The sequence below is a fragment of the Sphingomonas ginsengisoli An et al. 2013 genome (genome assembly GCF_009363895.1).
GTDB lineage: Bacteria > Pseudomonadota > Alphaproteobacteria > Sphingomonadales > Sphingomonadaceae > Sphingomicrobium > Sphingomicrobium ginsengisoli.
On record NZ_CP045434.1, the window covers coordinates 847,603 to 873,345 of the forward strand.

At 68.4% G+C, this 25,743-nt stretch carries 26 protein-coding genes and 1 pseudogene; 17 read left to right on the top strand and 10 right to left on the bottom strand.

The genetic code is table 11. The annotated features are described in order from the left end of the window. Window positions 1-77 precede the first annotated feature (77 nt). From GCU42_RS04045 to GCU42_RS04075, 7 genes are read left to right on the top strand one after another with little or no spacing between them, the layout of a single operon-like run. Window positions 78-1,646, top strand: a complete 1,569-nt coding sequence (locus GCU42_RS04045; protein WP_114228916.1) for a tryptophan halogenase family protein — start codon at window positions 78-80, stop codon at window positions 1,644-1,646. Next, the gene (locus GCU42_RS04050; RefSeq protein ID WP_114228915.1) at window positions 1,643-2,362 is read left to right on the top strand and encodes a SapC family protein; all 720 of its coding nucleotides are present in this window, start codon (window positions 1,643-1,645) and stop codon (window positions 2,360-2,362) included. The genes GCU42_RS04045 and GCU42_RS04050 overlap by 4 nt, the downstream gene beginning before the upstream one ends. Beyond that, on the top strand, window positions 2,355-3,386 hold the full coding sequence (locus GCU42_RS04055) for a cupin-like domain-containing protein (protein ID WP_114228914.1): 1,032 nt from the start codon (window positions 2,355-2,357) through the stop codon (window positions 3,384-3,386). Before GCU42_RS04050 ends, GCU42_RS04055 begins: the two co-directional genes overlap by 8 nt. After that, window positions 3,383-4,900, top strand: a complete 1,518-nt coding sequence (locus GCU42_RS04060; protein WP_114228913.1) for a tryptophan halogenase family protein — start codon at window positions 3,383-3,385, stop codon at window positions 4,898-4,900. The genes GCU42_RS04055 and GCU42_RS04060 overlap by 4 nt, the downstream gene beginning before the upstream one ends. Next, the gene (locus tag GCU42_RS04065; protein WP_114228912.1) at window positions 4,897-5,775 is read left to right on the top strand and encodes a glycoside hydrolase family 16 protein; all 879 of its coding nucleotides are present in this window, start codon (window positions 4,897-4,899) and stop codon (window positions 5,773-5,775) included. The genes GCU42_RS04060 and GCU42_RS04065 overlap by 4 nt, the downstream gene beginning before the upstream one ends. Window positions 5,776-5,790: 15 nt before the next feature. Beyond that, entirely contained in the window at window positions 5,791-6,852 is a 1,062-nt protein-coding gene (locus GCU42_RS04070; protein WP_114228911.1) for a LacI family DNA-binding transcriptional regulator, read from the top strand. Between the two features lie 52 nt (window positions 6,853-6,904). Next, complete coding sequence (locus GCU42_RS04075; RefSeq protein ID WP_114228910.1) at window positions 6,905-7,825, top strand: cation diffusion facilitator family transporter; 921 nt, start codon at window positions 6,905-6,907, stop codon at window positions 7,823-7,825. Window positions 7,826-7,948: 123 nt separating this feature from the next. Here GCU42_RS04075 and GCU42_RS04080 read toward each other — a convergent pair whose 3' ends face one another. Next, window positions 7,949-8,320 (bottom strand): hypothetical protein, encoded by a 372-nt coding sequence (locus GCU42_RS04080; RefSeq protein WP_114228909.1) that lies wholly within the window; start codon window positions 8,318-8,320, stop codon window positions 7,949-7,951. Between the two features lie 276 nt (window positions 8,321-8,596). On the opposite strand from GCU42_RS04080, the gene GCU42_RS15590 reads away from it, so the two are divergent. Genes GCU42_RS15590 through flgH form a run of 3 tightly spaced genes read left to right on the top strand, consistent with a single transcriptional unit; the run spans window position 8,597 to window position 9,824 of the window. Beyond that, window positions 8,597-8,644 carry a hypothetical protein gene (locus tag GCU42_RS15590; protein WP_425505006.1) on the top strand — a complete coding sequence of 16 codons (48 nt, stop codon included), beginning with the start codon at window positions 8,597-8,599 and terminating at the stop codon, window positions 8,642-8,644. Continuing rightward, the gene (flgA, locus tag GCU42_RS04085) at window positions 8,644-9,048 is read left to right on the top strand and encodes a flagellar basal body P-ring formation chaperone FlgA (RefSeq protein ID WP_114228907.1); all 405 of its coding nucleotides are present in this window, start codon (window positions 8,644-8,646) and stop codon (window positions 9,046-9,048) included. The genes GCU42_RS15590 and flgA overlap by 1 nt, the downstream gene beginning before the upstream one ends. Then, the gene (gene flgH / locus GCU42_RS04090; RefSeq protein ID WP_335341025.1) at window positions 9,048-9,824 is read left to right on the top strand and encodes a flagellar basal body L-ring protein FlgH; all 777 of its coding nucleotides are present in this window, start codon (window positions 9,048-9,050) and stop codon (window positions 9,822-9,824) included. Before flgA ends, flgH begins: the two co-directional genes overlap by 1 nt. On the opposite strand, the gene GCU42_RS04095 is transcribed toward flgH, so the two are convergent. From GCU42_RS04095 to GCU42_RS04105, 3 genes are all read right to left on the bottom strand, one after another. Further along, on the bottom strand, window positions 9,821-10,273 hold the full coding sequence (locus tag GCU42_RS04095; RefSeq protein WP_114228906.1) for a GFA family protein: 453 nt from the start codon (window positions 10,271-10,273) through the stop codon (window positions 9,821-9,823). The genes flgH and GCU42_RS04095 overlap by 4 nt on opposite strands. Window positions 10,274-10,277: 4 nt before the next feature. Continuing rightward, on the bottom strand, window positions 10,278-11,303 hold the full coding sequence (locus GCU42_RS04100) for an aspartate-semialdehyde dehydrogenase (RefSeq protein ID WP_114229039.1): 1,026 nt from the start codon (window positions 11,301-11,303) through the stop codon (window positions 10,278-10,280). Window positions 11,304-11,383: 80 nt separating this feature from the next. Then, window positions 11,384-13,618, bottom strand: a complete 2,235-nt coding sequence (locus tag GCU42_RS04105) for a S9 family peptidase (RefSeq protein ID WP_114228905.1) — start codon at window positions 13,616-13,618, stop codon at window positions 11,384-11,386. A gap of 78 nt (window positions 13,619-13,696) precedes the next feature. Between GCU42_RS04105 and GCU42_RS04110 the strand changes: the two genes are divergently transcribed. Next, window positions 13,697-15,913, top strand: a complete 2,217-nt coding sequence (locus GCU42_RS04110; RefSeq protein WP_162789341.1) for a M20/M25/M40 family metallo-hydrolase — start codon at window positions 13,697-13,699, stop codon at window positions 15,911-15,913. A gap of 153 nt (window positions 15,914-16,066) precedes the next feature. Here the strand turns inward: GCU42_RS04110 and rplS are convergent, their stop codons facing one another. Then, window positions 16,067-16,483: a 50S ribosomal protein L19 gene (gene rplS, locus GCU42_RS04115; protein WP_114228903.1), complete on the bottom strand. Its 417-nt coding sequence runs from the start codon at window positions 16,481-16,483 to the stop codon at window positions 16,067-16,069. A gap of 13 nt (window positions 16,484-16,496) precedes the next feature. Next, window positions 16,497-17,219, bottom strand: a complete 723-nt coding sequence (trmD, locus tag GCU42_RS04120) for a tRNA (guanosine(37)-N1)-methyltransferase TrmD (RefSeq protein WP_114228902.1) — start codon at window positions 17,217-17,219, stop codon at window positions 16,497-16,499. Window positions 17,220-17,279: 60 nt separating this feature from the next. Here trmD and GCU42_RS04125 point away from each other — a divergent pair, with 60 nt between their 5' ends. After that, a complete protein-coding gene (locus GCU42_RS04125; RefSeq protein WP_114228901.1) occupies window positions 17,280-18,257 on the top strand; it encodes an NAD(P)/FAD-dependent oxidoreductase in 978 nt (325 codons plus the stop codon). Window positions 18,258-18,364: 107 nt separating this feature from the next. Here GCU42_RS04125 and rimM read toward each other — a convergent pair whose 3' ends face one another. From rimM to GCU42_RS04145, 4 genes and pseudogenes are all read right to left on the bottom strand, one after another. Continuing rightward, complete coding sequence (gene rimM, locus GCU42_RS04130) at window positions 18,365-18,844, bottom strand: ribosome maturation factor RimM (RefSeq protein WP_114228900.1); 480 nt, start codon at window positions 18,842-18,844, stop codon at window positions 18,365-18,367. A 134-nt stretch (window positions 18,845-18,978) separates the two neighbouring features. Further along, a pseudogene (gene rpsP / locus GCU42_RS04135) lies at window positions 18,979-19,428 on the bottom strand (30S ribosomal protein S16); the annotation flags it as partial. A gap of 29 nt (window positions 19,429-19,457) precedes the next feature. Beyond that, window positions 19,458-20,921, bottom strand: a complete 1,464-nt coding sequence (gene ffh, locus GCU42_RS04140) for a signal recognition particle protein (RefSeq protein ID WP_114228898.1) — start codon at window positions 20,919-20,921, stop codon at window positions 19,458-19,460. A 138-nt stretch (window positions 20,922-21,059) separates the two neighbouring features. Beyond that, entirely contained in the window at window positions 21,060-21,500 is a 441-nt protein-coding gene (locus tag GCU42_RS04145) for a hypothetical protein (RefSeq protein ID WP_152569440.1), read from the bottom strand. A gap of 61 nt (window positions 21,501-21,561) precedes the next feature. On the opposite strand from GCU42_RS04145, the gene dapF reads away from it, so the two are divergent. From dapF to GCU42_RS04170, 5 genes are all read left to right on the top strand, one after another. Continuing rightward, the gene (gene dapF, locus GCU42_RS04150; protein WP_114226365.1) at window positions 21,562-22,365 is read left to right on the top strand and encodes a diaminopimelate epimerase; all 804 of its coding nucleotides are present in this window, start codon (window positions 21,562-21,564) and stop codon (window positions 22,363-22,365) included. Between the two features lie 19 nt (window positions 22,366-22,384). Further along, window positions 22,385-23,299: a signal recognition particle-docking protein FtsY gene (gene ftsY / locus GCU42_RS04155; RefSeq protein WP_114226366.1), complete on the top strand. Its 915-nt coding sequence runs from the start codon at window positions 22,385-22,387 to the stop codon at window positions 23,297-23,299. Then, window positions 23,296-23,916, top strand: a complete 621-nt coding sequence (locus tag GCU42_RS04160) for a septation protein A (protein WP_114226367.1) — start codon at window positions 23,296-23,298, stop codon at window positions 23,914-23,916. Before ftsY ends, GCU42_RS04160 begins: the two co-directional genes overlap by 4 nt. Continuing rightward, complete coding sequence (locus GCU42_RS04165) at window positions 23,913-24,848, top strand: ABC transporter ATP-binding protein (RefSeq protein ID WP_114226368.1); 936 nt, start codon at window positions 23,913-23,915, stop codon at window positions 24,846-24,848. The genes GCU42_RS04160 and GCU42_RS04165 overlap by 4 nt, the downstream gene beginning before the upstream one ends. A gap of 124 nt (window positions 24,849-24,972) precedes the next feature. Continuing rightward, window positions 24,973-25,734, top strand: a complete 762-nt coding sequence (locus GCU42_RS04170; protein WP_114226369.1) for an ABC transporter permease — start codon at window positions 24,973-24,975, stop codon at window positions 25,732-25,734. Window positions 25,735-25,743: the final 9 nt, after the last annotated feature.

The window sequence follows — 25,743 nt, forward strand, 5'->3', positions numbered from 1 at the left end:
CCAGTGAACGAGAGTCGCCCTTGCGCAAGCAGGGCGGCGCTCGCTTCGCCCGGCAGGCTTGGTAATGTTGAAGAGTGATGCAGCGGCCAGATCAGCCCACCGATAATCAGCCGCTTGAGCGCGTGGTGATCGTCGGCGGCGGGACCGCGGGCTGGCTCGCCGCCGCGGTGATCGCCGCGCGCTTCCCCGCCGGCAGCGCAGGCGCCAAGTCGGTCACGCTGATCGAATCCCCCGACATCGCCACCATCGGCGTCGGCGAAGGCACCTGGCCGACGATGCGCGCGACGCTCGCCGCCATCGGCATCGGCGAGGCCGAATTCCTGACTGCCTGCGACGCCTCGTTCAAGCAGGGGTCGCGCTTCGACGGCTGGCGCAGCGGCGCGGCCGAAGACCGCTACCTCCACCCCTTCTCACCCCCCGCCCCGCTCGAGCCGAGCGACCTCGTGGCCTCCTGGCGGGCCGATGCACCCGATTTGAGCTTCGCCGACGCGGTGACCGCGCAGGCCGAACTGTGCGCGCACGACCTCGCCCCGCGCCAGCGCAACATGCCGGACTATGCCGGCGCCGCGAACTACGGCTACCACCTCGACGCCGCCAAGCTCGCCGCGCTGCTCCGCCGCCACGCGACCGAGCGGTTGGGTGTTATCCATGTCGAGGACCATGTCGAAGGCGTCGAGCCGGGCCCCGGCGAGGCGATCGCGGCGGTCCTCACCCGCGAGCGGGGGCGGATCGCGGGCGACCTGTTCCTTGATTGCACCGGGCATGCCGCGCTGCTGATCGGCGGCCATCATGGGGTCGGCTGGGTCGACCGCGGCGATGTGCTGTTCAACGATCGCGCGCTCGCGTTGCAGGTCCCCGTGCCCGCCGGGTCGCCGATCGCGTCGCAGACGATCGGCACCGCGCACGAGGGCGGTTGGCTGTGGGACATCGGCCTGCCGACCCGGCGCGGGATCGGCTGCGTCTATTCCTCGCGCTTTCTCGACGACGCGCGCGCCGAGGCGATCCTGCGCGATTATGTCGCGCGCACCGCGCCCTTCGCCGACCTGGCCACGCTGGCGCCGCGCCGGCTGGCCTTCCCGACCGGACATCGCGAGCGCTTCTGGGTCGGCAATTGCCTCGCGCTCGGGCTGTCGGCGGGATTCATCGAGCCGCTCGAAGCCTCGGCGATCGTGCTGATCGAGCTATCGCTCAGCGCCTTGTGCGACAATTTCCCCGCGCACGCCGCCGCGCTGCCGATCCACGCGCGCCGCTTCGACGCGCTATTCCGCGAGCGGTGGGAGCGCATCGTCGAATTCCTCAAGCTCCATTATCTGCTGAGCGAGCGGACCGAGCCTTACTGGCTGGCCCACCGCGATCCCGCCAGCGTCCCGCCCCGGCTTCACGACCTCGCAACGCTGTGGCGCGACCAGCCGCCGTCGCGCTACGACCTCCCGCTCGCCGAAGAGATGTTTCCCGCCGCGAGCTATCAATATGTCTATTACGGGCTTGGCGGGACAACCGACTTAGCCCCCGGCACTGCGGCCCGGCTCGACCCCGCGATCCGTCAGCGCGCCCGCACGCTCGCGGCAGCGATGCCGGCCAACCGCACCTATCTCGACGCCTTGCGCACGGCAGCGTCCCCCAGCCAGGAAGCCCATTGCGCATGAGCCAGCACCAGATCCTCGACACCCACGCCCACCGCGACCTCCGCATCCATGCCCAGCCCGACCCGGCGCTCGGCGACGGGGTGATGGCCTGCCTCGCGGTGCCGAGCGAGTTCCGTAACCTGCAGAACAGCTTCCCGATCCTGTTCCGCCGCGACCTCGAGCGGGGGACGGTCTCGGCGCTGGCGCTGATGGGGTTCGAGGGCGACGAGAATCTGTTCTTCGAGGACGGTCGCTGGGACGCCCCCTATCGCCCGCTCGCCCTCGCCATCCAGCCGTTCCTGGTCGGCCGCTCCGCCGACGGCGACGGCCCGGGCCAGGTCCATATCGACCTCGCCCACCCGCGCATCGCCCATGATGGCGAGGGCACACGGGTGTTCGACGACCAGGGGTCGCCGACGCCTTACCTCGAGCGGGTGGTCGACCAGCTCGGCCAGCTCGACGACGGCTATCGGCGCTCGGCCGACTTCTTCGCCGCGCTGGCACGCTACGATCTGCTCGAGCCTTTCTCGCTCGACGTTGATTTGAGCGACGGGTCGACCCAGCGAATGGTCGGCTATCACCTCATCGACGAGGAAAAGTTGCGCGCGCTCGACGCGGCGGCGCTCGGCGACTTGCACAGCGGCGGCCACCTGATGCCGATCTTCATGGCGCTGGCCTCGCTGTCCAACCTGCCCGGCCTGATCGCACGCAAGAACCGCCGGCTCGGTCATGGCTGAGGCGGAAGCGCTCGCGCTCGAAGCGTTGCCGGCTGTCGACGAGGAAGCGATCGGCGACGCGGCAGCGCTCGACGCGCGGCTGCGCGGGGCGGACACCCCGTTCGTCGTCCGCGGGCTCGCCGCAGACTGGCCGCTGGTCAGGGCCGGGCAACGCTCTGGCGGAGCGGCGCGTGAGTATCTTCTCCAGCATCGTCGCGAACGCGCCTTCACCTTCTCGCTCGGCGCCGCCGGCGCTGGCGAGCGATTGTTCTACGACGATGCGATGGCGATGAATTTTCGCACCCTGAAGGGCAGCCTGCCCGAAGTGTTCGGCGCGATCGACGCCACCGAGGGACAGGCCGACGGCCCCGCCATCTACCTCGCCTCGATCGATATGCAGTCCTATTTCGACGGGCTCGACGAGGCCAATCGGATCGACCTGGGCGAGCGCCGCCCGCTCGCCAGCATCTGGATCGGCACGCCGACGCGGATCGCCGCGCACAATGACGTGCCCGACAATCTGGCGGTCTGCGCGGTCGGCCATCGCCGCTTCACCCTTTTCCCGCCCGAGCAGTTCGCCAACCTTTACCTCGGGCCGATCGACCATACTCCGGCCGGTCGGACGGTCAGCATGGTCGACCTGAAGCGTCCCGACTTCGCGGCCTTCCCCCGCTTCCGCGAGGCGCTCGCCACCGCGCAGGTCGCCGAGCTCGGACCCGGCGACGCCTTGTTCATCCCCTCGCTGTGGTGGCACCATGTCGAGGCGCTCGATCCGTTCAACGTGCTGGTCAATTACTGGTGGCGCGAGACGCGTCCCTATCTCGGAATGCCGCAGGACGCGCTGCACCATGCGATGCTCGCGATCCGCGACCTGCCGCCGGCGGCAAAGGCCCACTGGCGCGCATTGTTCGACCATTATGTGTTCGACAATGACGAAGGTCTCACCGCCCACATTCCCGCCGGCGCGCGCGGCGTGCTTGACCCGCTGACTCCCGAGACCGCGGGCAGCCTGCGCGCCAACATCCTGAGGAGCCTGTCCCGATGAGCAGCCGCGGCTGGCCGATGAAGCGGATCGTGATTGCCGGCGGCGGCACCGCCGGGTGGATGGCGGCGGCGGCGATCGCCCGCACGCTCGGCGATGCGGTCGAGCTGACGCTGGTCGAGTCCGACGACATCGGCACCATCGGGGTCGGCGAAAGCACCATCCCCCCGCTGGTCGCCTACAACCGCCTGCTCGGCATCGACGAAGCTGAATTCATGCGGGCAACCCAGGCGACCTTCAAGCTTGGCATCCAGTTCGACAATTGGCGCGTGCCCGGCGAAGGCTATTTCCATTCGTTCGGCGCCACCGGCACCGACCATTGGTCGGCGGGCTTCCAGCACTTCTGGCTCGAAGCGCAGGGGCGCGGCATGGCCGGCGATTATGACAGCTGCTGCCTCGAGCTGGTGGCCGCGCACGCCGGCAAGTTCGCGCACCTTCCCAACGACAAGATGAATTACGCCTACCAGCTCGACAGCGGGCTTTACGCGCGCTTCCTGCGCGCGATGGCCGAGCGCGACGGCTGCCGCCGGGTCGAGGGCAAGATCGCCATGGTCGCGCTCGACGGCGAAAGCGGCGACATCGCCGCGCTCGAGCTCGAGGACGGCACCCGCCTCGAGGGCGACCTGTTCCTCGACTGCACCGGCTTCCGCGCAATGCTGATGGGCGGCGCGCTCGGAGTCGGGTTCGACGATTGGACCCATCACCTGCCGTGCGATTCGGCAATCGCCGCGCAGACCCGCTCGGTCGAGCCGGCGGTCCCCTTCACCCGCGCCACCGCGCACGACGCCGGCTGGCAGTGGCGCATCCCGCTCCAGCACCGCACCGGTAACGGCATCGTCTATTGCAGCGACTATCTCGACCATGATGCCGCGCTCGAGCGCTTCTACGCGGCACTGAACGGCGAGCGGCTGACCGAGCCCAACCGGATCCGCTTCAAGGCCGGCGCCCGCCAGAAGCAGTGGCACCGCAACTGCGTCGCGATCGGCCTGTCCGGCGGCTTCATGGAGCCGCTCGAATCGACCAGCATCCACCTCATCCAGCGCGCCGTTCTGCGCTTCCTGCGAATGCTGCCGATGGACGCGATCAGCGCGCGCGACGTCGCCGAGTTCAACGATCAGCAGATGACCGACATGCTGCAGATCCGCGACTTCCTAATCCTCCACTACAAAGCCACCGACCGCCGCGACAGCGCCTTCTGGCGACGCTGCGCCGACATGCCGATCCCCGACTCGCTCGAGCAGAAGATCGAGCTGTTCCGCGAGACCGGGCGCGTCTTTCGCAAGAATGAGGAATTGTTCGCTGAGAACAGCTGGGTGCAGGTCATGCTCGGCCAGGGCATCGTTCCGAAGAGCTGGCACCCGCTCGCGACCAAACTGTCCGACGATGAGCTGCGGCGCCTGTTCGAAAACATCCGCGGCACGGTCGCGCGGACGGTCGCCAGCCTGCCCGCCCACGCCGACTATGTCGCGCGCTACTGCGGCGCCGCACAGCCCGCCGCACGCTCGAACGCCGCATGATCGTAGCGCTACTGCTCGCCGCCGCGGCGCCTGCCGTTACTAACGCCGACGGCTATCGGCTGGTGTGGTCGGACGAGTTCGACGGCGACCGCATCGACCGCAGCAAATGGGACTTCGATGTCGATTGCGCAGGCGGCGGCAACGAGGAACGCCAGTGCTACACCGCGCGGCCGGCCAATGCCGCGGTCGGCAACGGGCTGCTGACGATCACCGCGCGGCGCGAGCGGTCGAGCGGGCGCGCGACCATGGCCGGCCAGTCGGACGAGGGTCCGCAGCCACAGGCAACCAAGGAATATACCTCGGCGCGGCTGGTGACTCGCGGCAAGGCCGCCTGGCGCTACGGCCGGATCGAGGTCCGGGCCCGCCTACCGCTCGGGCAAGGGAGCTGGCCCGCGATCTGGATGCTGCCCGAGCAATGGCGTTACGGGCCGTGGCCACTGTCGGGCGAGATCGACATCATGGAAGCGGTCAACCTCGGCGAGCCTTGCGCGGCGTGCGTCGGCGGGCGCGAGAACCATGTGCTCGGCACGATCCACTTCGGCCCCCGCGCGCCCAACAACAAATATCTCTCGACCGACACGCAAATGCCCGGCGCGATCGACGGCTTTCACACCTACCGCGTCGACTGGACGCCCGAGGCGATCGACTGGTTCGTCGACGGCCGGCCCTATGCGCACCGCCGGATCGGCGAGTGGTCGACCCCTGCCTCGGCCGATGCCCACGCGCCGTTCGACCAGCCGTTCCACCTGATCCTCAACCTCGCGATCGGCGGTCACCTGCCCGAGGGCCGCAACCGCAAGGGTGTGAGCAAGGCCGGCTTCCCGCGCACGATGCAGGTCGATTGGGTGCGCGTCTGGCAACGCGCGCAAGGTTGAGGCAGGAAGCGGGCAATGGGGCGGCGACGGCAGGCAGTAACGATCAAGCATGTGGCGGCCGACGCGGGCGTGTCGCTGCAGACCGTCAGCCGGGTCATCAATAATGAGGCCGGCGTCCGCCCCGAAATGAAGCAGCGCGTGCAGGAGGCGATCGATCGCCTGCACTACGTCCCATCGATCGCCGCGCAGCGGCTGAGCGGGTCGCGCTCCTACCTTATCCTCGCACTCAACGACCGCGACCGCACCATCGCCGATTGGCGCAGCCGCGAGGGCCGCGACTGGGTCGACCAGATGCTGCTCGGCGGGATGACCGCCGCGGCCGGCGCGGGCTATCGGCTGCTGCTGGAACTGGTCGATACCCACAACGATCATGTCGAGCGTGAATTGCGTTCAACCATCGCCGCGTTGCAGCCCGACGGCGTCATCCTAACCCCGCCGCACAGCGACAATCCGCTCATCACCCACCTGCTCGACGAGCAGAGGATCAGCTTCGCGCGGATCGGCTCGACCGACACCGACACCGGGCTTGCGCTGCTGATGGACGAGGAAGGCGCGGCCGCACTCGCCACCCGCCACTTGCTCGACCTCGGCCACCGCCGCATCGGCTTTATCGCCGGCTCCCCCGAATATTCGTTGAGCGCGCGCCGGGTCGAAGGCTGGCGCCGGGCGATGGAGGCCGTCGGCGGAGCCGACGACGCGCTGCTCGCCGAGGGCGATTTCAGCTACGCCTCGGGCGAGCAGGCCGCAACGCAGCTCCTCGACCTCGCCCATCCGCCGACCGCGATCATCGCCAGCAACGACCAGATGGCGCTCGCCACCCTCGCCGTCGCCCAGGAGCGCGGCCTGTCGATCCCGGCGCAATTGTCGTTGATCAGCTTCGACAACACGCCGGTGGTGCGTTTCGTCCAGCCGCCGCTGACCGCGATCGACCAGCCGATCGCCGAAATCGCTGCCAAGGCGGTCGAGCTGATCGTCGCCGACCAGCATCGCTCGGATCGGCCGTCGGCGCCGCTGGTGATCGCCGCCGCGCTGGTCGAGCGGGACTCGACCGCCGCCCCGGCGGACCCCGGCGTCTGAGCCACAGCCCTCTGGCTGCAACGATCGACCGTCTGACCGGTTAGGCCCGCACATGGCTCAACCAGAATCGCGTACCGCCATCATCGCCGCGCTGATCGGCAACCTGTGCATCGCCGTGACCAAGGGCATTGCCGCAGCGATCAGCGGCAGCTCGGCGATGCTCAGCGAAGCCGTGCACTCGCTGGTCGACACCGGCAACGAGGTGCTCCTGCTCTACGGCCAGCACCGTTCGCAAAAGCCGCCCGACGAGATCCACCCCTACGGCTACGGCCGCGAGCTCTATTTCTGGTCGTTCGTGGTGGCGCTACTGATCTTCGCGCTCGGCGCCGGCGTGTCGCTCTACGAGGGCGTCATCCACATCCTCCATCCCGAGCAGATCGAGCAGGCGTGGATCAATTTCACCGTGTTCGGCCTCTCCTTCCTGTTCGAAGGCGTCAGCTGGTGGTTCGGGTGGAAGAGCTTCGACGCCACCCGCGCCGGACGCGGGGTGTGGGCGGACTTCAAGTCGAGCAAGGACCCGACCAGCTTCATGGTGCTGTTCGAGGACAGTGCGGCGCTGATCGGCATCGTCATCGCCGCGGCGGCGACCGCGCTGTCGCTGTATTTCGAGGCGCCGTGGATCGACGGCACCGGCTCGATCCTGATCGGGGTGCTGCTGGCGGTGGTCGCGGTGGTGCTGGCGCGCGAAAGCAAGGCGCTGCTAATCGGCGAGCGCGCCGCGCCCGAGCTGGCCAAGGCGATCAAGCGCATCGCCACTGCCGAAAGCTGCGTCACCCGGGTGATCTCGGTGACCACCTCGCAATTGTCGCCCGAGCAGGTGATTGCGACCATCGGCATCGACATCGAGGACGGGCTGCGGGTGCCCGAGGTCGAGCAACTGATCGAACGGCTCGAGACGCAGATCCAGGCCGAGCATCCCGAAGTCTACCGCATCTTCATCCGCCCCGAGGCCGCGCCCGCGCAAGCCCACTGACGGATTTTCGCGCTGACCCTGCCCGTCGACGATTGGCGCGGATTCCGCACGTAGTTTGGCGAACCTAGAAAAAGGGCCGCGGCATCGCTGCCGCGGTCCTCTTAATGTGTACCGGCCGATCGCTCAGGCGGCGAGACGGCTTGGCTTGGCATGATACTCGGCCATCACCGTGAACCGCGACTGGGTCTCGGCCAGTTCGGCCATCCCCTTGGCAGCGCGCTTGCCGATCTGGCGGATGCGCTCCTTGCTGATGCCCGGATCGGCAAGTTCCTCGGTCGCCTCGCCATCACCGAACACGCGGGTCAGCAGGATTTCGCGGTCGCGGGCAAACTTCTGCTCGATCTTCTCGACCTCGGCCGGGTCGATCCCGAGCAGATCGCTTGAGCGCCATCCCGCTGGCGGCGCGCAGCTTGGCGAGCTGGCGCTTGGGCTGCTGGCGGCGGAGCTGCTCAATCGCGGCGCCAGGCCCTTCTTGACGAATTCCTCGATCAGCACTTCGGTCGCGGCACGGGCAAGGTAGTCGGACGCGTCGCTCTCGGTCAGCGTCCAGCTCTCCTCGTCGACCAGCGTCGATTCGAGCGACTTCTCCTCGCGCTCTGGGCCGACCTCAACCTGGTGCAGCGAGATGGTGATCGCCTCGACCTTCTAGGCGCTCGGTCGCTGGTCGGTCATCAGGCGAAGCGGAGCGACTGCAGCTCGCCGCGGATCTGCCAATTCATGAAGGTGGTGAACTGCGCCTTGGTCGGGTCGTACGAAATGAACAGCCGGGTGGTGAAGACCGTCGACGAGATGCTCGCCACTTCGAGCCAGATGCGCTGATGTTGGGGCTCCTCCTCACGCTGCTTGGCACCCCGTTGCCTGTGCTGGCGCACGACGTCGAGCGCGGCGACCTCCTGTCGGCGAGCGACTTCGTGCTCGACGAGCGGCCGACCCCGGTCGGTCCGATTGCCGGGCCGGGCCAGGTGCTCGGCAAGGAAGCGCTGCGCCACCTCGCGGCGGGGAGTGTCGTCAAGGCAAGCGACGTCGCCGAGCCGCGGCTGGTCAAGCGCGGTGAGCCGGTGACGCTGGTGATCCGTTCGGGTTCGCTGCTCATCCGCGCGCAGGGCCGCGCGCTCGGCGACGGGCGCAAGGGTGATCTGGTCCGGGTGGTGGCGACGCCGACCAACCGGACGCTCGATGGAATGGTCGAAGGCAGCGGCGCGGTGCGCCTGGGGGGTGAGTGATGATGCGTCATATTCTTCTGCTGGCCGGCTGCGCGGCGCTAGGTGGCTGCGCGGTGGCGGACGCCGTCGGCAACGTTGGCCGGCCGCCGCGCTTCTCCAAGCCGACCGAGGTCCCGGCCCCGGCGATCGAAGGCAGCCTCGCGTCGAGCGGCCGCAGCGACCGTGTGCCGGTCGCCCCCACGCCGGCCCCGGCCCCGGTCGAGACCGCCGTCCCGGTCCAGAGCGCTTCGCTGTTCCGCCCCGGCGCGGCGGGCCTGTTCCGCGACAACCGCGCCTATGCCCGCGGCGACATCCTGACCATCAAGGTCCAGGTCGCCGATAAGGCGGCGATGGACAACACCACCACCCGCAACCGCACCGGCAGCGAGACCGCCGGGATCGCCGGGCTGCTCGGCGTCGACAAACTGATCGACAAGATCCTGCCGGGAAAGAACAGCAGCGCCTCGGTCACCGGCAACAGCAAGTCGGGTAGCCAGGGCAGCGGCAGCATCGCGCGCTCGGAGACGATCAACCTGACGCTCGCCGCGGTGGTCACCGACGTGCTGCCCAACGGCAATCTGATGATCCGCGGCCGGCAGGAAATGCGGGTCGACAACGAGCTTCGCGAGCTGGTCATCACCGGCCTCGTGCGCCCGCAGGACATCGCCCGCGACAACAGCATCAAGCATACGCAGATCGCCGAGGCGCGCGTGCTCTACGGCGGCCGCGGCCAGCTCACCAGCGCGCAGCAGGCGCGCTGGGGCCAGCAGCTCTACGACGCGCTATTCCCCTTCTAAGCGGGCGGCTGGAAGAGCGCCATGAACTCCGCCATCGGCGGCGCTTCCGGCCAGCTCGGGACATCCTCGGGCACGGCCAGCCAGCGCTGCCGATTGGCGGTGAAGATGTGACCGACGCAGCGCAGCTCTTCCGACCGGTCGAGCGTGCCTGCGCGGACTACTGCGATCCCCGGGCGGCGCGTGTTGGTGTTGAACAAGCGCGTATGACAAGTCTCGCAGAAGCGCTGGGTCGAGGTTCGCTCGCCTGCGCTGTCGGCGGTGACCTTTTCGAAGGTGATGACAGGCCCATCGAGCGTCAGGACGCTTTCAGGAACCAGCATGTTCAGGCTGAACGCGCTCCCCGACCAGCGCTGGCATTGGTGGCAGTGGCAGGCATAAGCGGGCGGCAATTCATCAACCGCCAGCGTGTAACGGACGGCGCCGCAGCGGCAGCCTCCCTCCAGCGCCACCGCGTCAAGCCTTCTGCAAATGCTTGCGGCCGAGCAGTTCGGCGATCTGCACCGCGTTCAGCGCCGCGCCCTTGCGGAGGTTGTCGCTGACGACCCACAGGCTGAGCCCGTTCTCGATCGTCGGGTCCTCGCGGACCCGGCTGACGAAGGTCGCGTAGTCGCCGACGCACTCGACCGGGGTGACGTAGCCGCCCGGCTCGCGCTTATCGACGAGCATGATGCCGGGCGCCTCGCGCAGGATTTCCTGCGCCTGGGCGGCTGAGATCTCGTCCTCAAACTCGATGTTGATCGCTTCCGAATGACCCACGAACACCGGCACGCGGACACAGGTCGCGCTAACCTTGATGCGCGGGTCGAGGATTTTCTTGGTCTCGACCACCAGCTTCCATTCCTCGGTGGTCGAGCCATCGTCGAGGAAATCGCCGGCGTGGGGAATGACGTTGAAGGCGATCTGCTTGGGATAGACGTGCGGCTCGGCGCTATCGCCGACGAAGATGTTGCGCGACTGGTTGAACAGCTCGTCCATCCCCGCCTTGCCGGTGCCCGACACCGACTGGTAGGTCGCCACGACCACCCGCTTGATCCGCGCCGCGTCGTGGAGCGGCTTCAGGGCCACCACCATCTGCGCCGTCGAGCAATTGGGGTTAGCGATGATGTTCTTCGCGTGATAGCCCGCGATCGCCTGGGGGTTCACCTCGGGCACGATCAGCGGCACGTCGGGGTCCATCCGGAAGTAGCTGCTGTTGTCGATGACGGTGCAGCCGGCCGCGGCGGCGCGTGGCGCGTGGACCTTGCTGACCTCACCGCCCGCGGCGAACAGCGCCATGTCCCAGCCTTCGAAGTCGAAATGCTCGAGGTTGTTGACCTTGAGCGTCTCGCCCGTATCGCCGAAATCGATGATGTCGCCTTGGCTGCGCGAGGAAGCGAGCGCCGCCACCTCGTCGAGCGGGAACTGCCGCTCGGACAGGATCTGCAGCATTTCGCGCCCGACGCTGCCCGTCGCGCCGACGACGGCGACCCGATACCCCATGAAACTTCTCCGCTGAGCGGGCGCGACCGCCCCTTGCTCCGCGATATGCATACGCTTCGCCCGCGGACAAGGGCGGAGCGCTATCTTCCGGCTGAGCGCGGCGCGATGATGTCGCGGCGGGCGAGGAAGTCCATCATGCGCTGCCACAGGTCGGTCTGGATGTTGGGCCCGCCGAAGCTGTGGGTCTTGCCCGGATAGACCGCCATCTCGAACGGCACCCGCGCCTCCTCCATCTTGGCCATGAAGGCGGTGGAGTTGGCGAACAGGACGTTGTCGTCGCTCAGGCCGTGGACCAGCAAGAGCGGGTCGGCGATCTTGGTCGCATCGTGCAGCGCGTCGGCCTGGTCATAGTCGGCCCGGCCGGTCCGCGGATCACCCATGTAATGCTCGCTATAATGGGTGTCGTAGAGATCCCACCGCGTCACCGGCGCGCCCGCGATCCCCGCGGCAAAGGCGTGCGGCGCGGCCTCGAGCAGCTTCAAGGTCATGTAACCGCCGTAGGACCAGCCGTGGACGACCACCCGGTTCGGATCGACCCCCGGCTGGCGCTTGAGCCAGGCAAGCCCGGCGAGCTGGTCGGCAACGTCGACCCCGCCGAGCTTGTGATAGGCCGGTTTCTGGAAGGCGGTGCCCCGGCCCTCCTGCCCACGGTTGCCGACCGCGAAAACGATGAAGCCCTGGCGGACCAGCCACTGGTCGAGCGGGCTGACCCAGCCCTGCTGGACGTCCTGCGCCTGTGGGCCGCCATAGACCCGGAAGAACACCGGCGCCTTCTGGCCCGCCGCAATCGCCGGGCGAAGGATACGATAGTCGAGCATGGTCGTGCCATCCGCCGCCGGCAACCGGCCGAATTCGGGTCTGGCGTCACCGGCGATATAGGGCGCGTAAGGGTGCGCGCCCGCGACCCTATTCTCTTCGGCCCAGGCGAGCCGCTTGCCTGCACCGTCCGCCAGCCACACCTGCGGCGGCTGCCCGGGCGCGCTGGTGGTGATCAGCGCAAGCTTGCCGGTCTTGTTCATCTTGACCGAATTACTGCTCCCCGTTCGGGTGAGCTGCACCGGCTGACCGCTGCTGCGGGTGTAGGCGAGCGCATAGAGCTGCTTCTCGTAGCTGCGCTCGCGGTTGGCGGTGAAGTAGACGCGGTGCGCCTGCTCATCGACGCCCGCCACGCCGTCGACCACCCACGGACCGCGGGTGAGTTGCGTCACCTTGCCATTTTGCCAGCGATAGAGGTGGCGGAAGCCCGAGCGTTCGGAGCTGAACAGAAAGCCACCCGATTTCAGTGGCTTCAAATCATCGCTGAGGTTGACCCAGATGTCGGAAGTGTCGCTGAAAAGCTTGGTCGACGCGCCGGAACGCGCGTCGACGCGAAGGTAGTCGAGCGTCTTCTGGTCGCGGCTTTCTCGCTGGACGATCAGGCCGCTGCCGTCGGGCAACCAGTCGACCCGGGCGAGATAGACATCGGGATTGCTGCCGAGGTCGGCCTTCACCAATCCGCTGCCGTCGGGATCGACGAGATAGAGGTCGACAATCGCATTGGCCGTCCCGGCGCGCGGATAACGCTGCTGCACCGTGGTGGTCTTCTCCGCCCCGATCGCAGTGCGGGTGGTTAGCTCGACCGGGCTCTCGTCGACCCGCGCCACCGCGATGCGGCCTTCGGTCGGTGACCACCAGTGTCCGCGGAAACGAGCCAACTCCTCGCCGGCGATGAACTCGGCCAGCCCCCAGCTCAGTGTGTCGCTACCGTTCGGCGTGACCTGCTTGTCGGTACCGCTCGTCAGGTCGAGCACGTGCAGCGCCTTATCGCGCACGAAGCTGACGTAGCGTCCTTTCTCGCTGACCGTGGAATCGAGTTCGGGCTGCTTGGTGCTGGTCAGCCGGCGGACGTTGCCGTCGAGCCCGGCGAGATAGACGTCACCGTCGAGGGGCACGATCAGCGACTTGCCGTCGGGCGCCCAGTCATAAGCGACGATGCCCTTGAGGCTGCCGATCCGCGCCCGCTCGCGCTGCATCCGCTCCTCTTCGGTCAGCGCGGCACCCGAGCCGAACTTGGTGCTGTCGACCAGCATCCGCGCCGCGCCCGTCGCCGGATCGATCGCCCACAGGTCGTAGCGCTCGAGATCGTCGGGTCGGTTGCGCAGCAGGGTGACGAGCTTGCCGTCGGGTGACAGCTTGGGCAGCCGCGGCACCGTGCCGTTGAGCGACGGGCTGGCGAAGACCCGTTCGAGCGTCAGCGTCGGCGGCGGCATCGCCGGGGCTTGTGGAGCGGTCTGGGCGGCGAGAGCGGCGGCAAGGCCGAGGAGGGAAGCATGCATCGTGTGCGGTGGCTAAACCGCGTGCCCGCGGGTAGCAAAGCAAAAGCGTCGGCTTTTCGACGGGCGGGGGAGCAAGGCATGCGGCAGCGGTGGATCCTCCTGGCGCTGATCGTCGCGGGACTGTTGCTCGGCATGGCGGCGCTGCGCTCGTTGAGCCAGCCGCCCGCGCTGCGCACGGCCAGCGCCGCCGGCCAGTTCGACGCCCTCCGCGCCAAGGATCGGCTGGCGCGGGTGCTCGGCGACCAGCGGCCGCATCCCGCCGACAGCGCCGCCAGCGACGCCGTCCGCGCGCGGCTGATCGCGCAACTGCAGGCGATGGGCCTCCGGCCGCGGGTGCAGGATCGCTTCGCCTGCAACGGCCTGTTCAAGCAGCGCGGCGTCGGCTGTGCGCGCGTCCGCAACCTCATCGTCACGCTCGGGCCGGCGACGGGCAAGGCGCTGCTGATCAACTCGCATTACGACAGCGTGCCGGTCGGGCCGGGTGCCAGCGACGCGGGCATCGGCGTCGCGACCATGCTCGAGGTCGCCAGCCTGCTCAAGGACCGTCCGCTCCAGCGCCCGGTGATCCTGCTCTTCAACGAAGGCGAGGAGCTGGGCCTGGTCGGCGCCCGCTCGTTCATCGATGCCGATCCGGCCGCGGCCAATGTCGACAGCCTGATCAACCTCGAAGCGCGCGGCACCACCGGCCCCGTCAACATGTTCGAGACCTCGCTCCCCAACGCCGCCCCCGTCCGCCTGTTCAAGGCCGCGGTCGCGGGTCCGGTCGCGAGCAGCCTGGCGGTCAGCGCCTACCGCCAAATCCCCAATTACACCGACGTCAACACCTTCGAGGATCGCCACTGGCTGACCCTCAACTTCGCCGCCATCGGCAACGAGACCCGCTACCATTCCCCCGGCGACGACCTCGCCGCGCTCGACCCGCGTACGCTGCAGCACATGGGCGACCAGGTCTTGAGCGTTGCCACCAGGCTCGCCGGTGCGCCAAGCCCGACAGTCACCGAAGGCGAACTCCTGTTCATGACCGTGCCGGGCTTCGGGCTCGCGGTCCTGCCACTATGGGTCGGACTGGTTGCTGCCGGCCTGACCTTCGCATTGCTGATCGCCGCCAGCGCCCGCCGCGGGCTGTTCGCGCTGCCGCTGCTGTTCGCGATCCTTTGCGGTACGGCCGTCGCCTACCTCGGCTTGGGCGTCGTCGGCGCGATGCGCGAAGGGCAATTCTGGCGCGCTGCGCCCCAGTGGAGCGAGCTGGCGATCTACGCCGGGGTCGTCGCCACCGGCCTCTGCTTCCTCGCGCTCGCCGGCCGGGTGTCGGTCGAGCGGGCGCGGGTCGCCTTCTGGCTGCTGTTCCTCGGGCTCGGCTGCATCCTCACCTGGTTCGCCAGCGGGGCGCTGATCTACTTCCTGCTGCCGCCGGCGATCATGGCGCTCGGAGTTCTCCTTGGCCGACTGGGCAAGGGATGGGAGACGGCGGCAGCGCTGGTCGCGGCACTGGTCTGCTACTTCACGCTGGGTGCGATGCTCGGGCTGTTGCAGGACTTGCTCAACGGCGGCCCGCTGTGGCTGTTCGCGCTGTTCGGCGCGCTGGTCCTGCTGCCGTGGCTGATCGAGGCCAAGCCGCTGCTCGCCGGGCTCACGCGTCGCTCGGCCCTCGGCGCGGCGGCGGCTCTGATCGTGCTGGCCTGGCTGCCCGCGCTATTCGTCCCGGCCTATTCGGCCGACCGCCAGCAGCAATGGACGCTGCAATATGTCGTCGATCCGGCCGAGCGGCAGCCGGTGTGGTCGGTGGTCGGCGACCGCAAGCCGCTGCCGACGAGCTGGCGCCGGTTCGGCCACTGGCGGTTGGAGACGATCCCCGCGCTCGGCAACCGCCAGCGTTGGGTCGCCCCCGCCCCCGCAGTCTCAGGTCTCCTTCCGGCCAGCGCCATTCCGGTCGAGCAGGCCGCCGTGCCCGGCGGACGCCGCCTCCGGCTGCGGCTCCAGGCGAATGGCGCGGACAGCGTCACGGTCACCGCCGACGAGAAAGCAACGGTGCTCGGGCTCGGCGCCCCCGGCCAACTCCGCCGTATCGATCCGCGCCAGAGCAAAGGCAGCTATTCGCTCACCTGCACCGGACGCAGCTGCGATGGGCAAGTGGTCGAGCTGCTGGTCGGGCCCAAGCCCGTGGTGCTGACGATCCTCGCCACCCGCTGGGCACTTCCCCCCGCCGCCGCCCCGCTCAAGGCAGCCCAACCGGCGTTTGCCCGGGCGCAATATCTGCCGGATGCGACGGTCGTGGTGAGCCGCTTGAAGCTGTGACCCTCATCGTCATTGCGAGCCGAAGGCGAAGCAATCCAACCCCGGTCGAGTGCTCGGCCCACGAATGGATTGCTTCGCTGCGCTCGCAATGACGAAAAAAGGGGCCGCAGCACGACGCTGCGACCCCTTTTTTCAAACCAGAAAGCGATCCGCTTACGCGTCGCTGCCCTCGGCCTTCGGCGCGGCGGCCTGCTTGGCCCCCTCGCGGCGCGGGTCGCGGCGCTCGGCGATACGCGCCGACTTACCGGTGCGACCACGCAGGTAATAGAGCTTGGCGCGACGGACGGCGCCACGGCGGACGACCTCGATCGTGTCGATGCTCGGCGAATAGAGCGGGAACACGCGCTCGACACCTTCGCCGAAGCTGATCTTGCGGACGGTGAAGTTGGAGGCGATGCCCTTGTTCGAGCGGGCGATGCAGACGCCCTCGAAGTTCTGGACGCGGGCGCGCTCGCCTTCGATCACCTTGACGCCGACACGCAGGGTGTCGCCGGGGCGGAATTCGGGAATGGCGCGGGCAGCGGTCAGCTCGTCGATCTGCTCGCGCTCGAGGGTCTGGATCAGGTTCATCTTACTATAAGCCCTAGTCTTCGTGCCGCGCGCCAGAGGGCGGTGCCTGCGATGCGCCCCCATGGCGCTCGATCAGGTCCGGCCGCCGTAGCCGTGTGTCGTTGACCGCCTGTGCGTGTCGCCACGCGGCAATCTTCGCATGATCCCCCGATCGCAGCACTTCGGGGATCGTGCGCCCTTCCCAGTCGACTGGTCGGGTATAATGCGGATATTCGAGCAGCCCCTTCTCGAAGCTCTCTTCCTCACCGCTGGAGGCCGCGCCCATTACGCCGGGAAGCAGCCGAACGCAAGCGTCGAGCAGCACCAGCGCGCCAAGCTCGCCGCCCGACAGGACATAGTCGCCGATCGACACCGGCTCGAGCGGGCGGCCCTCGAAGATCCGCTCGTCGAAGCCCTCGAACCGCCCGCACAGGATGATCGCCCCCTCCCCCGCCGCCAGTTCGCGCACCTTGCCCTGGGTCAGCGGCGCCCCGCGCGGGCTCATCGCCAGCATAGGTCGGCCGTCGGCGACGCTATCCAGCGCGGCAGCGAGCACATCGGCCTTGAGCACCATCCCCGCTCCGCCGCCCGCCGGCGTATCGTCGACGCTGCGATGCTTGTCGGTCGCGAAGTCGCGGATGTTGCGGGTGTCGAGCGCCCACTTCCCCTCGCCCATCGCCCGCCCGGCAAGGCTGACGCCGAGCGGCCCGGGAAACATCTCGGGATAGAGGGTGAGGACGGTGGCGCGAAAGGTCATTGCAAGTCGCTCTAGTCGCAGCCCGAGGGAACAACCATCCCCGCCCGCCATTGCCGCCGCATGGACAACCACCCGCCCCTCGATTGCCTGATCATCGGCGGCGGCCCCGCCGGGCTGACCGCGGCCATCTATTTGTCGCGCTTCCACCTCGACATCGTCGTTGTCGACGAAGGCAACAGCCGCGCCAGCTGGATTCCGTGCAGCCACAACCACGCCGGCTATCCCGACGGGATCGCGGGCAGCGAGCTGCTCCGCCTGATGCGCGAGCAGGCGCAGAAATACGGCACTCGGGTGGAGAATGGGCGCGTCCACCGGCTCGACCGCGAGGGCGACCTCTTCTCCGCCGATTGGGGCGCCGGTCCCGTACAGGCGCGCACCGTGCTGCTCGCGACCGGCCTCACCAACCGCAAACCGCCGATGGACATGGAGCTGCACGACGACGCGATGGCCCGCGGCCTCATCCGCTACTGCCCGATCTGCGACGGCTATGAGGTCACCGACAAGCGCGTCGGGATTATCGGCTCGGGCAAGAACGGGGTCGGCGAGGCGTTGTTTCTGCGCAGCTTCACCGCCGACGTCACGCTGATCGCGCCCGACAAAGCGCTCGACGTCGCCACCGACGACCGCCGCAAGCTCGAGGAAGCGGGCGTGACGTTGGTCAACGGGCCGGCCGAGGCGATCGGGGTCACCGGCGACTGCATTACGGTCGACAGCGCCGCGGGGCTCATGACCTTCGACAGCATCTATCCGGCGCTCGGCTCGGACACCCACACCCAGCTCGCCGAGATGATCGGGGCCAAGCTCGCCGACGACGGCTGCGTCCTGTGCGACGAGAAGATGCGCAGCTCGGTCGAAGGCTTCTACGCCGCGGGCGACGTGGTCCACGGCCTCGACCAGATCAGCCACGCGATGGGCGAAGGCGGTCAGGCGGCAACCACCATCCGCAACGACCTGGCGGAAAAGCGCCCGCTCCTGCGCGAGCCGGTCGTCCCCGCGGACGACGAGACCGCGCGGGAGAAGATCGAAGCGGGAGGTTGAGGCGCGTCGCTCGTCCTGAGCGGAGCGAAGCCGAGTCGAAGGGCGTCTTGTGAAACGCCCTTCGACTTCGGCCTTGCAGGCCTCCGCTCAGGACGAGCGGAATTAGCTCAAGCCAAAAAGGCCGGGTCGATCACGACCTTGCCGTCGACGAGGTCGGCGATTCCCGGGCGGAACGGGACCAGCGCGCGCTTGCCCGCGGTATCCGCGACCTCGAGCAGGTCGCCCGCGCCGAAATTCTCGACCGCGACAACGGTGCCGAGGCTGCTCCCCTCGCCATCGACGACCGCCAGCCCGAGCAGGTCGGCATGATAATATTCGCCCTCTTCGAGCGGCGGCAGCGCCGCGCGCTCGACCTCGATGAGCTGACCGCGCAGCGCCTCGGCGGCCTCGCGGCTACCGACCCCGGCCAGCCGCGCGGTCGGCGACTTGGCCGTCCCCGCGGCTTTTTCGAGCGTCATCGGCTGCCCGCCGACGAGCACCGCTTTGTGCCGGGCGAGGCTCGCCACCGTGTCGGTGAAGAGCTTGAGGCGGACCTCGCCGCGGACGCCGTGGGCACCGGCGATCGCAGCGAGGGCAACCTTGGTCATTACTCGGCCTTTTCGGCGCCTTCGGCCGGAGCGGCCTCGTCGCTGCCCTCGGCGGGCTCGGGCTGGGTCGGCGCGCCCGAACCTTCGGCTTCACCCTCGGCGGCGCCTTCGGCCGGCTCGGGCTGGGTCGGGGCCGACTCTTCGGTCGCGGTCTCAGCGGCGGGAGCCTCGGTCTCGGCGGCGGGCGCCTCGGTCACTTCCGGCTCGGCCGGCGCAGCGGCGGCGGCAGCGGCAGCCTCGGCGGCCTCGGCCTGCTTGCTCGCGCGCTCCTCGGCGCGCTCGGTCGCCTTCTCGCCCGGCTTGCCCTTGTTCGGGTTGTTGCGCGCGGCGCGCTCACGAACGCCAGCGGCGTCGAGGAAGCGAGCGACGCGGTCCGACGGCTGCGCACCAACCTTGAGCCAGTGCGACACGCGCTCGGCGTCCATCTTCACCCGCTCGGGCGAATCCTTGGCGAGCAGCGGGTTGTAGGTGCCCAGCTTCTCGATGAAGCGGCCGTCACGAGGGGAACGGCTGTCGGCCACGACAATGCGGTAGTAGGGACGCTTCTTGGCGCCGCCGCGGGCGAGACGAATGGAAAGTGCCATGCTGTTCAGTTCCTTACGTTGAGTTGCTGTTATTTCTTGCCAAATTTGTGAGCACCGGGCGGAAGGCCGCCAGGCAGCCCGGGAAGACCGCCGCTGCCACCGCCGAGGCCGCCGGCACCGCCGCCGCCCATCAGGCCGCCCATCGCGCCTTCGAGCCCGCCCTTGCCGAACATCGCCGCCAACTTGCCGAGGCCGCCCATCTTCTTGAGCCGCTTCATCATGCCTTCCATTTCCTGGTGCATCTTGAGCAGCTTGTTCACTTCCTGGACCGTGCGCCCGCTGCCTTTGGCGATGCGGATCTTGCGCTTGGCGTTGATGAGGTTCGGGACCGCCCGCTCCTTGGGCGTCATCGAGGTCAGCATGGCGTCGAGGTGGAGCAGCGCCTTGCCGTCCTGCGCCTTCTCCATCGCCCCTTTCACGCCCTTCAAGCCGGGCATCATCCCGGCGAGCGCGCCGAGCCCGCCCATGCGCTGCATCTGCTGGAGCTGCATGCGCAGGTCATCGAGGTCGAACTTGCCCTTGGCCATCTTGGCCGCGAGCTTCTCGGCATCCTCGACCTGGATGGTTTCGGCGGCACGCTCGACCAGGCTGACGACGTCGCCCATGCCGAGGATGCGGCCGGCGACCCGTTGCGGGTGGAACGGCTCGATCGCGTCCAGGCCCTCGCCGGTGCCGGCAAACTTGATCGGCTTGCCGGTGACCGCGCGCATCGACAGCGCTGCGCCGCCGCGCGCATCGCCGTCCATCCGGGTCAGCACCACGCCCGTGAGCTCGACCTGGCCGGCGAAGCCCTTGGCGACGTTGACCGCGTCCTGCCCGGTCAGGCTGTCGACCACCAGCAGCGTCTCGGCCGGCTTCGAGGCAGCGCTGACCGCCTTCATCTCGGCCATCAGCGCATCGTCGACGTGAAGGCGGCCGGCGGTGTCGAGTAGGAGGACGTCATAGCCTTGGAGGCGCGCCGAATTGAGCGCGCGCTCGGCGATCTGGACCGGGGTCTGGCCGGCGACGATCGGCAGCGTGTCGACGCTCGCCTGGCGCCCGAGCACTGCGAGCTGCTCCTGCGCCGCCGGGCGGGCGACGTCGAGCGAAGCCATCAGGACCTTCTTCCGGTCCTTCTCGGTCAGCCGCTTGGCAAGCTTGGCGGTGGTCGTGGTCTTACCCGAGCCCTGGAGGCCGACCATCATGATCACGGCGGGCGGCGCGACATTGGTGTTGAGCTCGGCTGTATCGGGCCCTAGCATCGCCACCAGCGCGTCGTGGACGATCTTGACGACCTGCTGGCCAGGGGTAACCGAGCGGAGCACTTCCTGCCCGACCGCGGCCTCGGTCGCCTTGTCGACGAATTCGCGCGCAACGGGGAGCGCGACGTCGGCTTCGAGCAGCGCCACGCGGACTTCGCGCATTGCCGCGCGCACGTCCGCCTCGGTCAGCGCACCGCGCCCCCGCAGCCGGTCGAAAACGCCGGAAAGCCGATCGCTCAGCGTGTCGAACATCAACTCGAACTCCCAAGCGCCAAGCGAAAAACGCCGGCGGGCGAAACCTCGCCGGCCAGCGTGCTCCGCAGAGCGCTCAATGATGGTTTGTCGTAAAGACGGCGCGGCGCTTAGCGTATCGCCGCGCGTAACTCAACCTCAGTCGGGCTTGCGCGGCCCGCGCGGACCGCGGCTGGGCCCGCCACCACCAGGCCGACCGCCGCGCGGTGCGCCGCCCGGGCCGCCCGGACGCCCGCCAGGCCGGCCGCCGGTGCCGCCCGGTCGCGCCCCACGCGGATTGCGCCCGCCGCGGTCGACCAGTTCGCCCTGTCGCGGCGCGGTCCGCACCGGCGCGGCATCGCGCGGGGCGACCGAATAGCCCTCCTTGAGCAAGGCGGTGAACGCCGTCCGCGTGCTCGCCGCGATCGCGTCCTGCAATTCCTTGGGCAGGTCGGCGAGGGTGACGTTGCCGTGGATCGCCTGCACCTGCCGCAGCAGATTGTTGGGCAGCCCACCGCTCGCGGCCTTGATCGCCGCAATGGCGTCGAGCACCGCGGAAAAGATCACGGACTGCATCACGTCGGTGGCGGCTCTGGGCATTGCCCCTCAAACTCCTGGCAGGTGGACTAAGGTTCCGCGCGTCCCTAAGTCGCGCGGACCCATGGCGCGCCCCTTCCACAAGATGCACGGTCTCGGCAACGACTTCGTGATCCTCGATGGTCGCGAGGAGCCGCTGACGGTGACCGAACCGCTCGCCCGCGCGCTCGCCGACCGCCGCACCGGGATCGGCTGCGACCAGCTCATCCTCCTCGACCGCAGCGCCGTCGCCGACTTGCGGATGCGCATCTTCAATCACGATGGCGGCGAAGTGCAGAGCTGCGGCAACGCCAGCCGCTGCGTCGTCGCGCTGACCGGCGCCGCCACCATCGAGACCGCCGGCGGGGTCATCAACGGCGCGGCCGACGGCGACCAGGTCGCGGTCGACCTCATCATACCCAAGTTCGCCTGGGACGAGATCCCGATCACCTATCCGATGGACACCGCGGCGGTATCGATGGGCTGGGGTCCGCTCGAAAAGCCGATGGCGGTCAACGTCGGCAATCCGCACCTGATCTTCTTCGTCGACGATCTCGACGCCATCGACCTCGCCCGCCTCGGCCCGAGCATCGAGCACGACCCCGCCTTCCCCGAGCGGATCAACGTCAACGTCGCGCAAGTGACGGGCGGCGCGATCCGGCTGCGGACGTGGGAGCGCGGCGCCGGCCTAACCCTCGCCTGCGGCACCGGCGCCTGCGCCACCGCGGTCGCTGCGATCCGCTCGAAGCGCGTCACGTCGCCGGTCACGGTAACCATGCCCGGCGGCAGCCTGATGGTCGCCTGGACCCCCGGCCAGCCGGTGCGGATGATCGGCGACGCCACTTATGTCTTCAAAGGCGAGATCGACCTCGCCCGCTTCGGCGCATGATCCTGGAAAGTTTGCAGCAATGAGTTGGCTCGACCGCCTGACCGGCGGCTTCAAGAAGACCGCGGACCGGCTCGGCGACAATCTGTCGGGGCTGACCAGCAAGGCCGCGCTCGACACCTCGACCCTCGACGACATCGAGGAAGCGTTGATTGCCTCCGACCTCGGCCCCGAAGCGTCGAAGCGCATCCGCGCCGCGATCGCCGCGCGTCGCTTCGAGCAGCTCGACGAACGCGGCCTGCGCACCATCCTCGCCGAGGAGATCGAGGCGATCCTCGCCCCCGTCGCCAAGCCGCTCGACGTGTGGGGTTTCCCCCGCCCGCACGTCATCCTTGTGATCGGGGTCAACGGAAGCGGCAAGACCACCACCATCGGCAAGCTCGGCCACCTGCTCAAGGAGCAGGACTATGGCGTGACGCTCGCCGCCGGCGACACCTTTCGCGCCGCCGCCATCGAGCAATTGAAGATCTGGGGCGAGCGGATCGGTGCGCCGGTCATCGCCGGCAAGGAAGGCGGCGACGCCGCCGGGATCGTCTACGACGGGGTCAAGCAGGCGACCGCCACCGGCATCGACGCGCTGATCGTCGACACCGCCGGCCGGCTGCAGAACAAGACCCACCTGATGGAAGAGCTCGCCAAGGTCCGCCGCGTGCTCGGCCGCCTCAATCCCGAGGCGCCGCACGACGTGGTGCTGGTGCTCGACGCCACCACCGGCCAGAACGCGCTCAACCAGATCGAGGTGTTCCGCGACCTGGCAGGAGTGACCGGACTGGTGATGACCAAATTGGACGGCACCGCGCGCGGCGGCGTGCTGGTCGCGGCGGCCGAAAAATTCGGCCTGCCCATCCACGCGATCGGCGTGGGCGAAGGGGTCGAGGACCTCCGTCCGTTCGATCCCCGCGCGGTCGCCCGCGCCATCGCGGGGCTTTACGAATGAGCGGCAAGACCAAAGCCGAGCCGCAGGGCGCTTCCAAGCTGCTGATCGACTTAGGGCCACTGCTGGTCTTCTTCCTCGTCAACTTTTTCGCGCCGGTCGATCCGCTGGTGAAGATCTTCGTCGCCACCGGTGCCTTCATGGTCGCGATGGTGGTGGCGATGATCTACTCGGCGATCCGCTTCCGCTCGATCTCTCCATTGCTGTGGTTCTCGGGCGTTACCGTGGTGATCCTCGGCGGCCTCACCCTGTGGCTGCACGACGAGACCTTCATCAAGATGAAGCCGACGCTCTACTATCTGCTCGTCGCGGGGCTGCTCGGCTTCGGCCTGTGGACCGGTCGGCCGCTGCTCAAGCTGGTGCTCGGCAGCGCCTATCCGGGGCTCGATGCCGAGGGCTGGCGCAAGCTCACGCGCAACTGGGCGTTCTTCTTTCTTGGCATGGCGGTGCTCAACGAGCTTGTCTGGCGGCACAGCAGCACCAATTTCTGGGTCGGCTTCAAAATCTGGGGCGCCATCCCCCTCACCTTCCTGTTCGCCGCCCTCAACGTGCCCATGCTCCTGAAGCACGGGCTCAATAATGAGACGGCCGAGCCGACCGAACCGGGACCCGTCGAATGAGTGAATTCGCCCTTTCGATCCGCGGCCTGCGCAAAGCCTACGCCAGCGGCACCGAGGCGCTCAAAAGTGTCGACCTCGACATCAAGCATGGCGAGATCTTCGCGCTCCTCGGCCCCAACGGCGCCGGCAAGACCACGCTGATCTCGATCGTCTGCGGGCTGGTCACCGCCACCGACGGCACCGTGCTGGTCGATGGCAAGCATTGGCGCGACGACTACCGCCACGCGCGCACCCGCATCGGCCTGGTCCCGCAGGAACTGACCATGGACGTGTTCGAGCCTTTGCTCTCGACCGTCAGCTTCAGCCGCGAACTGTTCGGCAAGCCCGCCGACCCCGCCAAGATCGAGCAGATCCTCCGCGACCTGTCGCTGTGGGACAAGCGCAAGAGCATCCTGAAAGACCTCTCGGGCGGCATGAAGCGCCGGGTGATGATCGCCAAGGCGCTGGCGCACGATCCCGACATCCTCTTCCTCGACGAGCCGACCGCCGGGGTCGACGTCGACCTGCGCAAGGATATGTGGGCGATGGTCCGTCGCCTGCGCGACCGCGGCACCACCATCATCCTCACCACGCACTATATCGAGGAAGCCGAGGAAATGGCCGACCGCGTCGGCGTCATCAACCACGGCGAGCTGATCCTGGTCGAGGACAAGGACGAGTTGATGAAGAAGCTCGGCCGCAAGGAGCTTCACCTCCAGCTCGCCGAACCGCTCGACGCCATCCCCCCGGCGCTGGGCGACTGGAACCTCAGCCTCGACCACGACGGCACCCAACTCACCTACGTCTTCGACGGCAAGGCCGAGCGGACCGGCGTGCCGAGCCTGCTCGCCGCCGTCCGCGACGCCGGCGTCACCTTCAAGGACCTCGACACCAAGAGCAGCAGCCTCGAGGACATCTTTGTCGGGCTCATCCACCAGGGGAATGCCAAGTGACCCACGGCCCCCATCTCCGCTCGCCCCGAGCGGAGGCGCGCAGCGCCGCAGTCGAGGGGCGTCTCGCACCGCGCCTCTCGACGTCGCTCGGGACGAGCGTGACCCTCTGCAAGGACCTTGCACGATGAACCTGCGCGGCGTCTGGGCAATCTATAAATTCGAGATGCACCGGTTTCGGCGGACGCTGTGGACCGGCCTCGCGGTCCCGGTGATCACCACCAGCCTCTACTTCATCGTTTTCGGCAGCGCGATCGGCAGCCGGATGACCGAGATCGGCGGCGTTCCCTATGGCGCTTTCATCGTCCCCGGCCTGATGATGCTGAGCCTGTTCACCGAGAGCATCTTCAACGCGAGTTTCGGCATCCACATGCCGCGCTTCACCGGCACCATCTACGAAATCCTCTCGGCCCCCTTGTCGGCGTTTGAGACGGTGCTCGGCTACGTCGGCGCGGCGGCGACCAAGGCGATGAGCGTCGCGCTGGTGATCTTCCTCACCGCACACCTGTTCGTGCCGGTGATCGTCATCCACCCGCTCTACGCGCTGTTGTTCCTCGCGCTGGTCGCCTTCACCTTCTGCATGTTCGGCTTCATCATCGGCATCTGGGCCAAGGGGTTCGAGCAGCTGCAGGTGATCCCGCTGCTGGTGGTGACCCCGCTCACCTTCCTCGGCGGCGCCTTCTACTCGATCGACATGCTGCCCCCGACGTGGCGGCAGATCACGCTGTTCAACCCGGTCGTCTATCTGATCAACGGCTTCCGCTGGACCTTCTTCGGCACCGCCGACGTGGCGTTCGGCACCGCGCTCGCCGCCACCGCGGCCTTCGCGCTCGCCTGCCTGGCGGGCATCTGGTGGATCTTCCGGACGGGCTACCGGCTCAAGGCGTAACGCGATCCG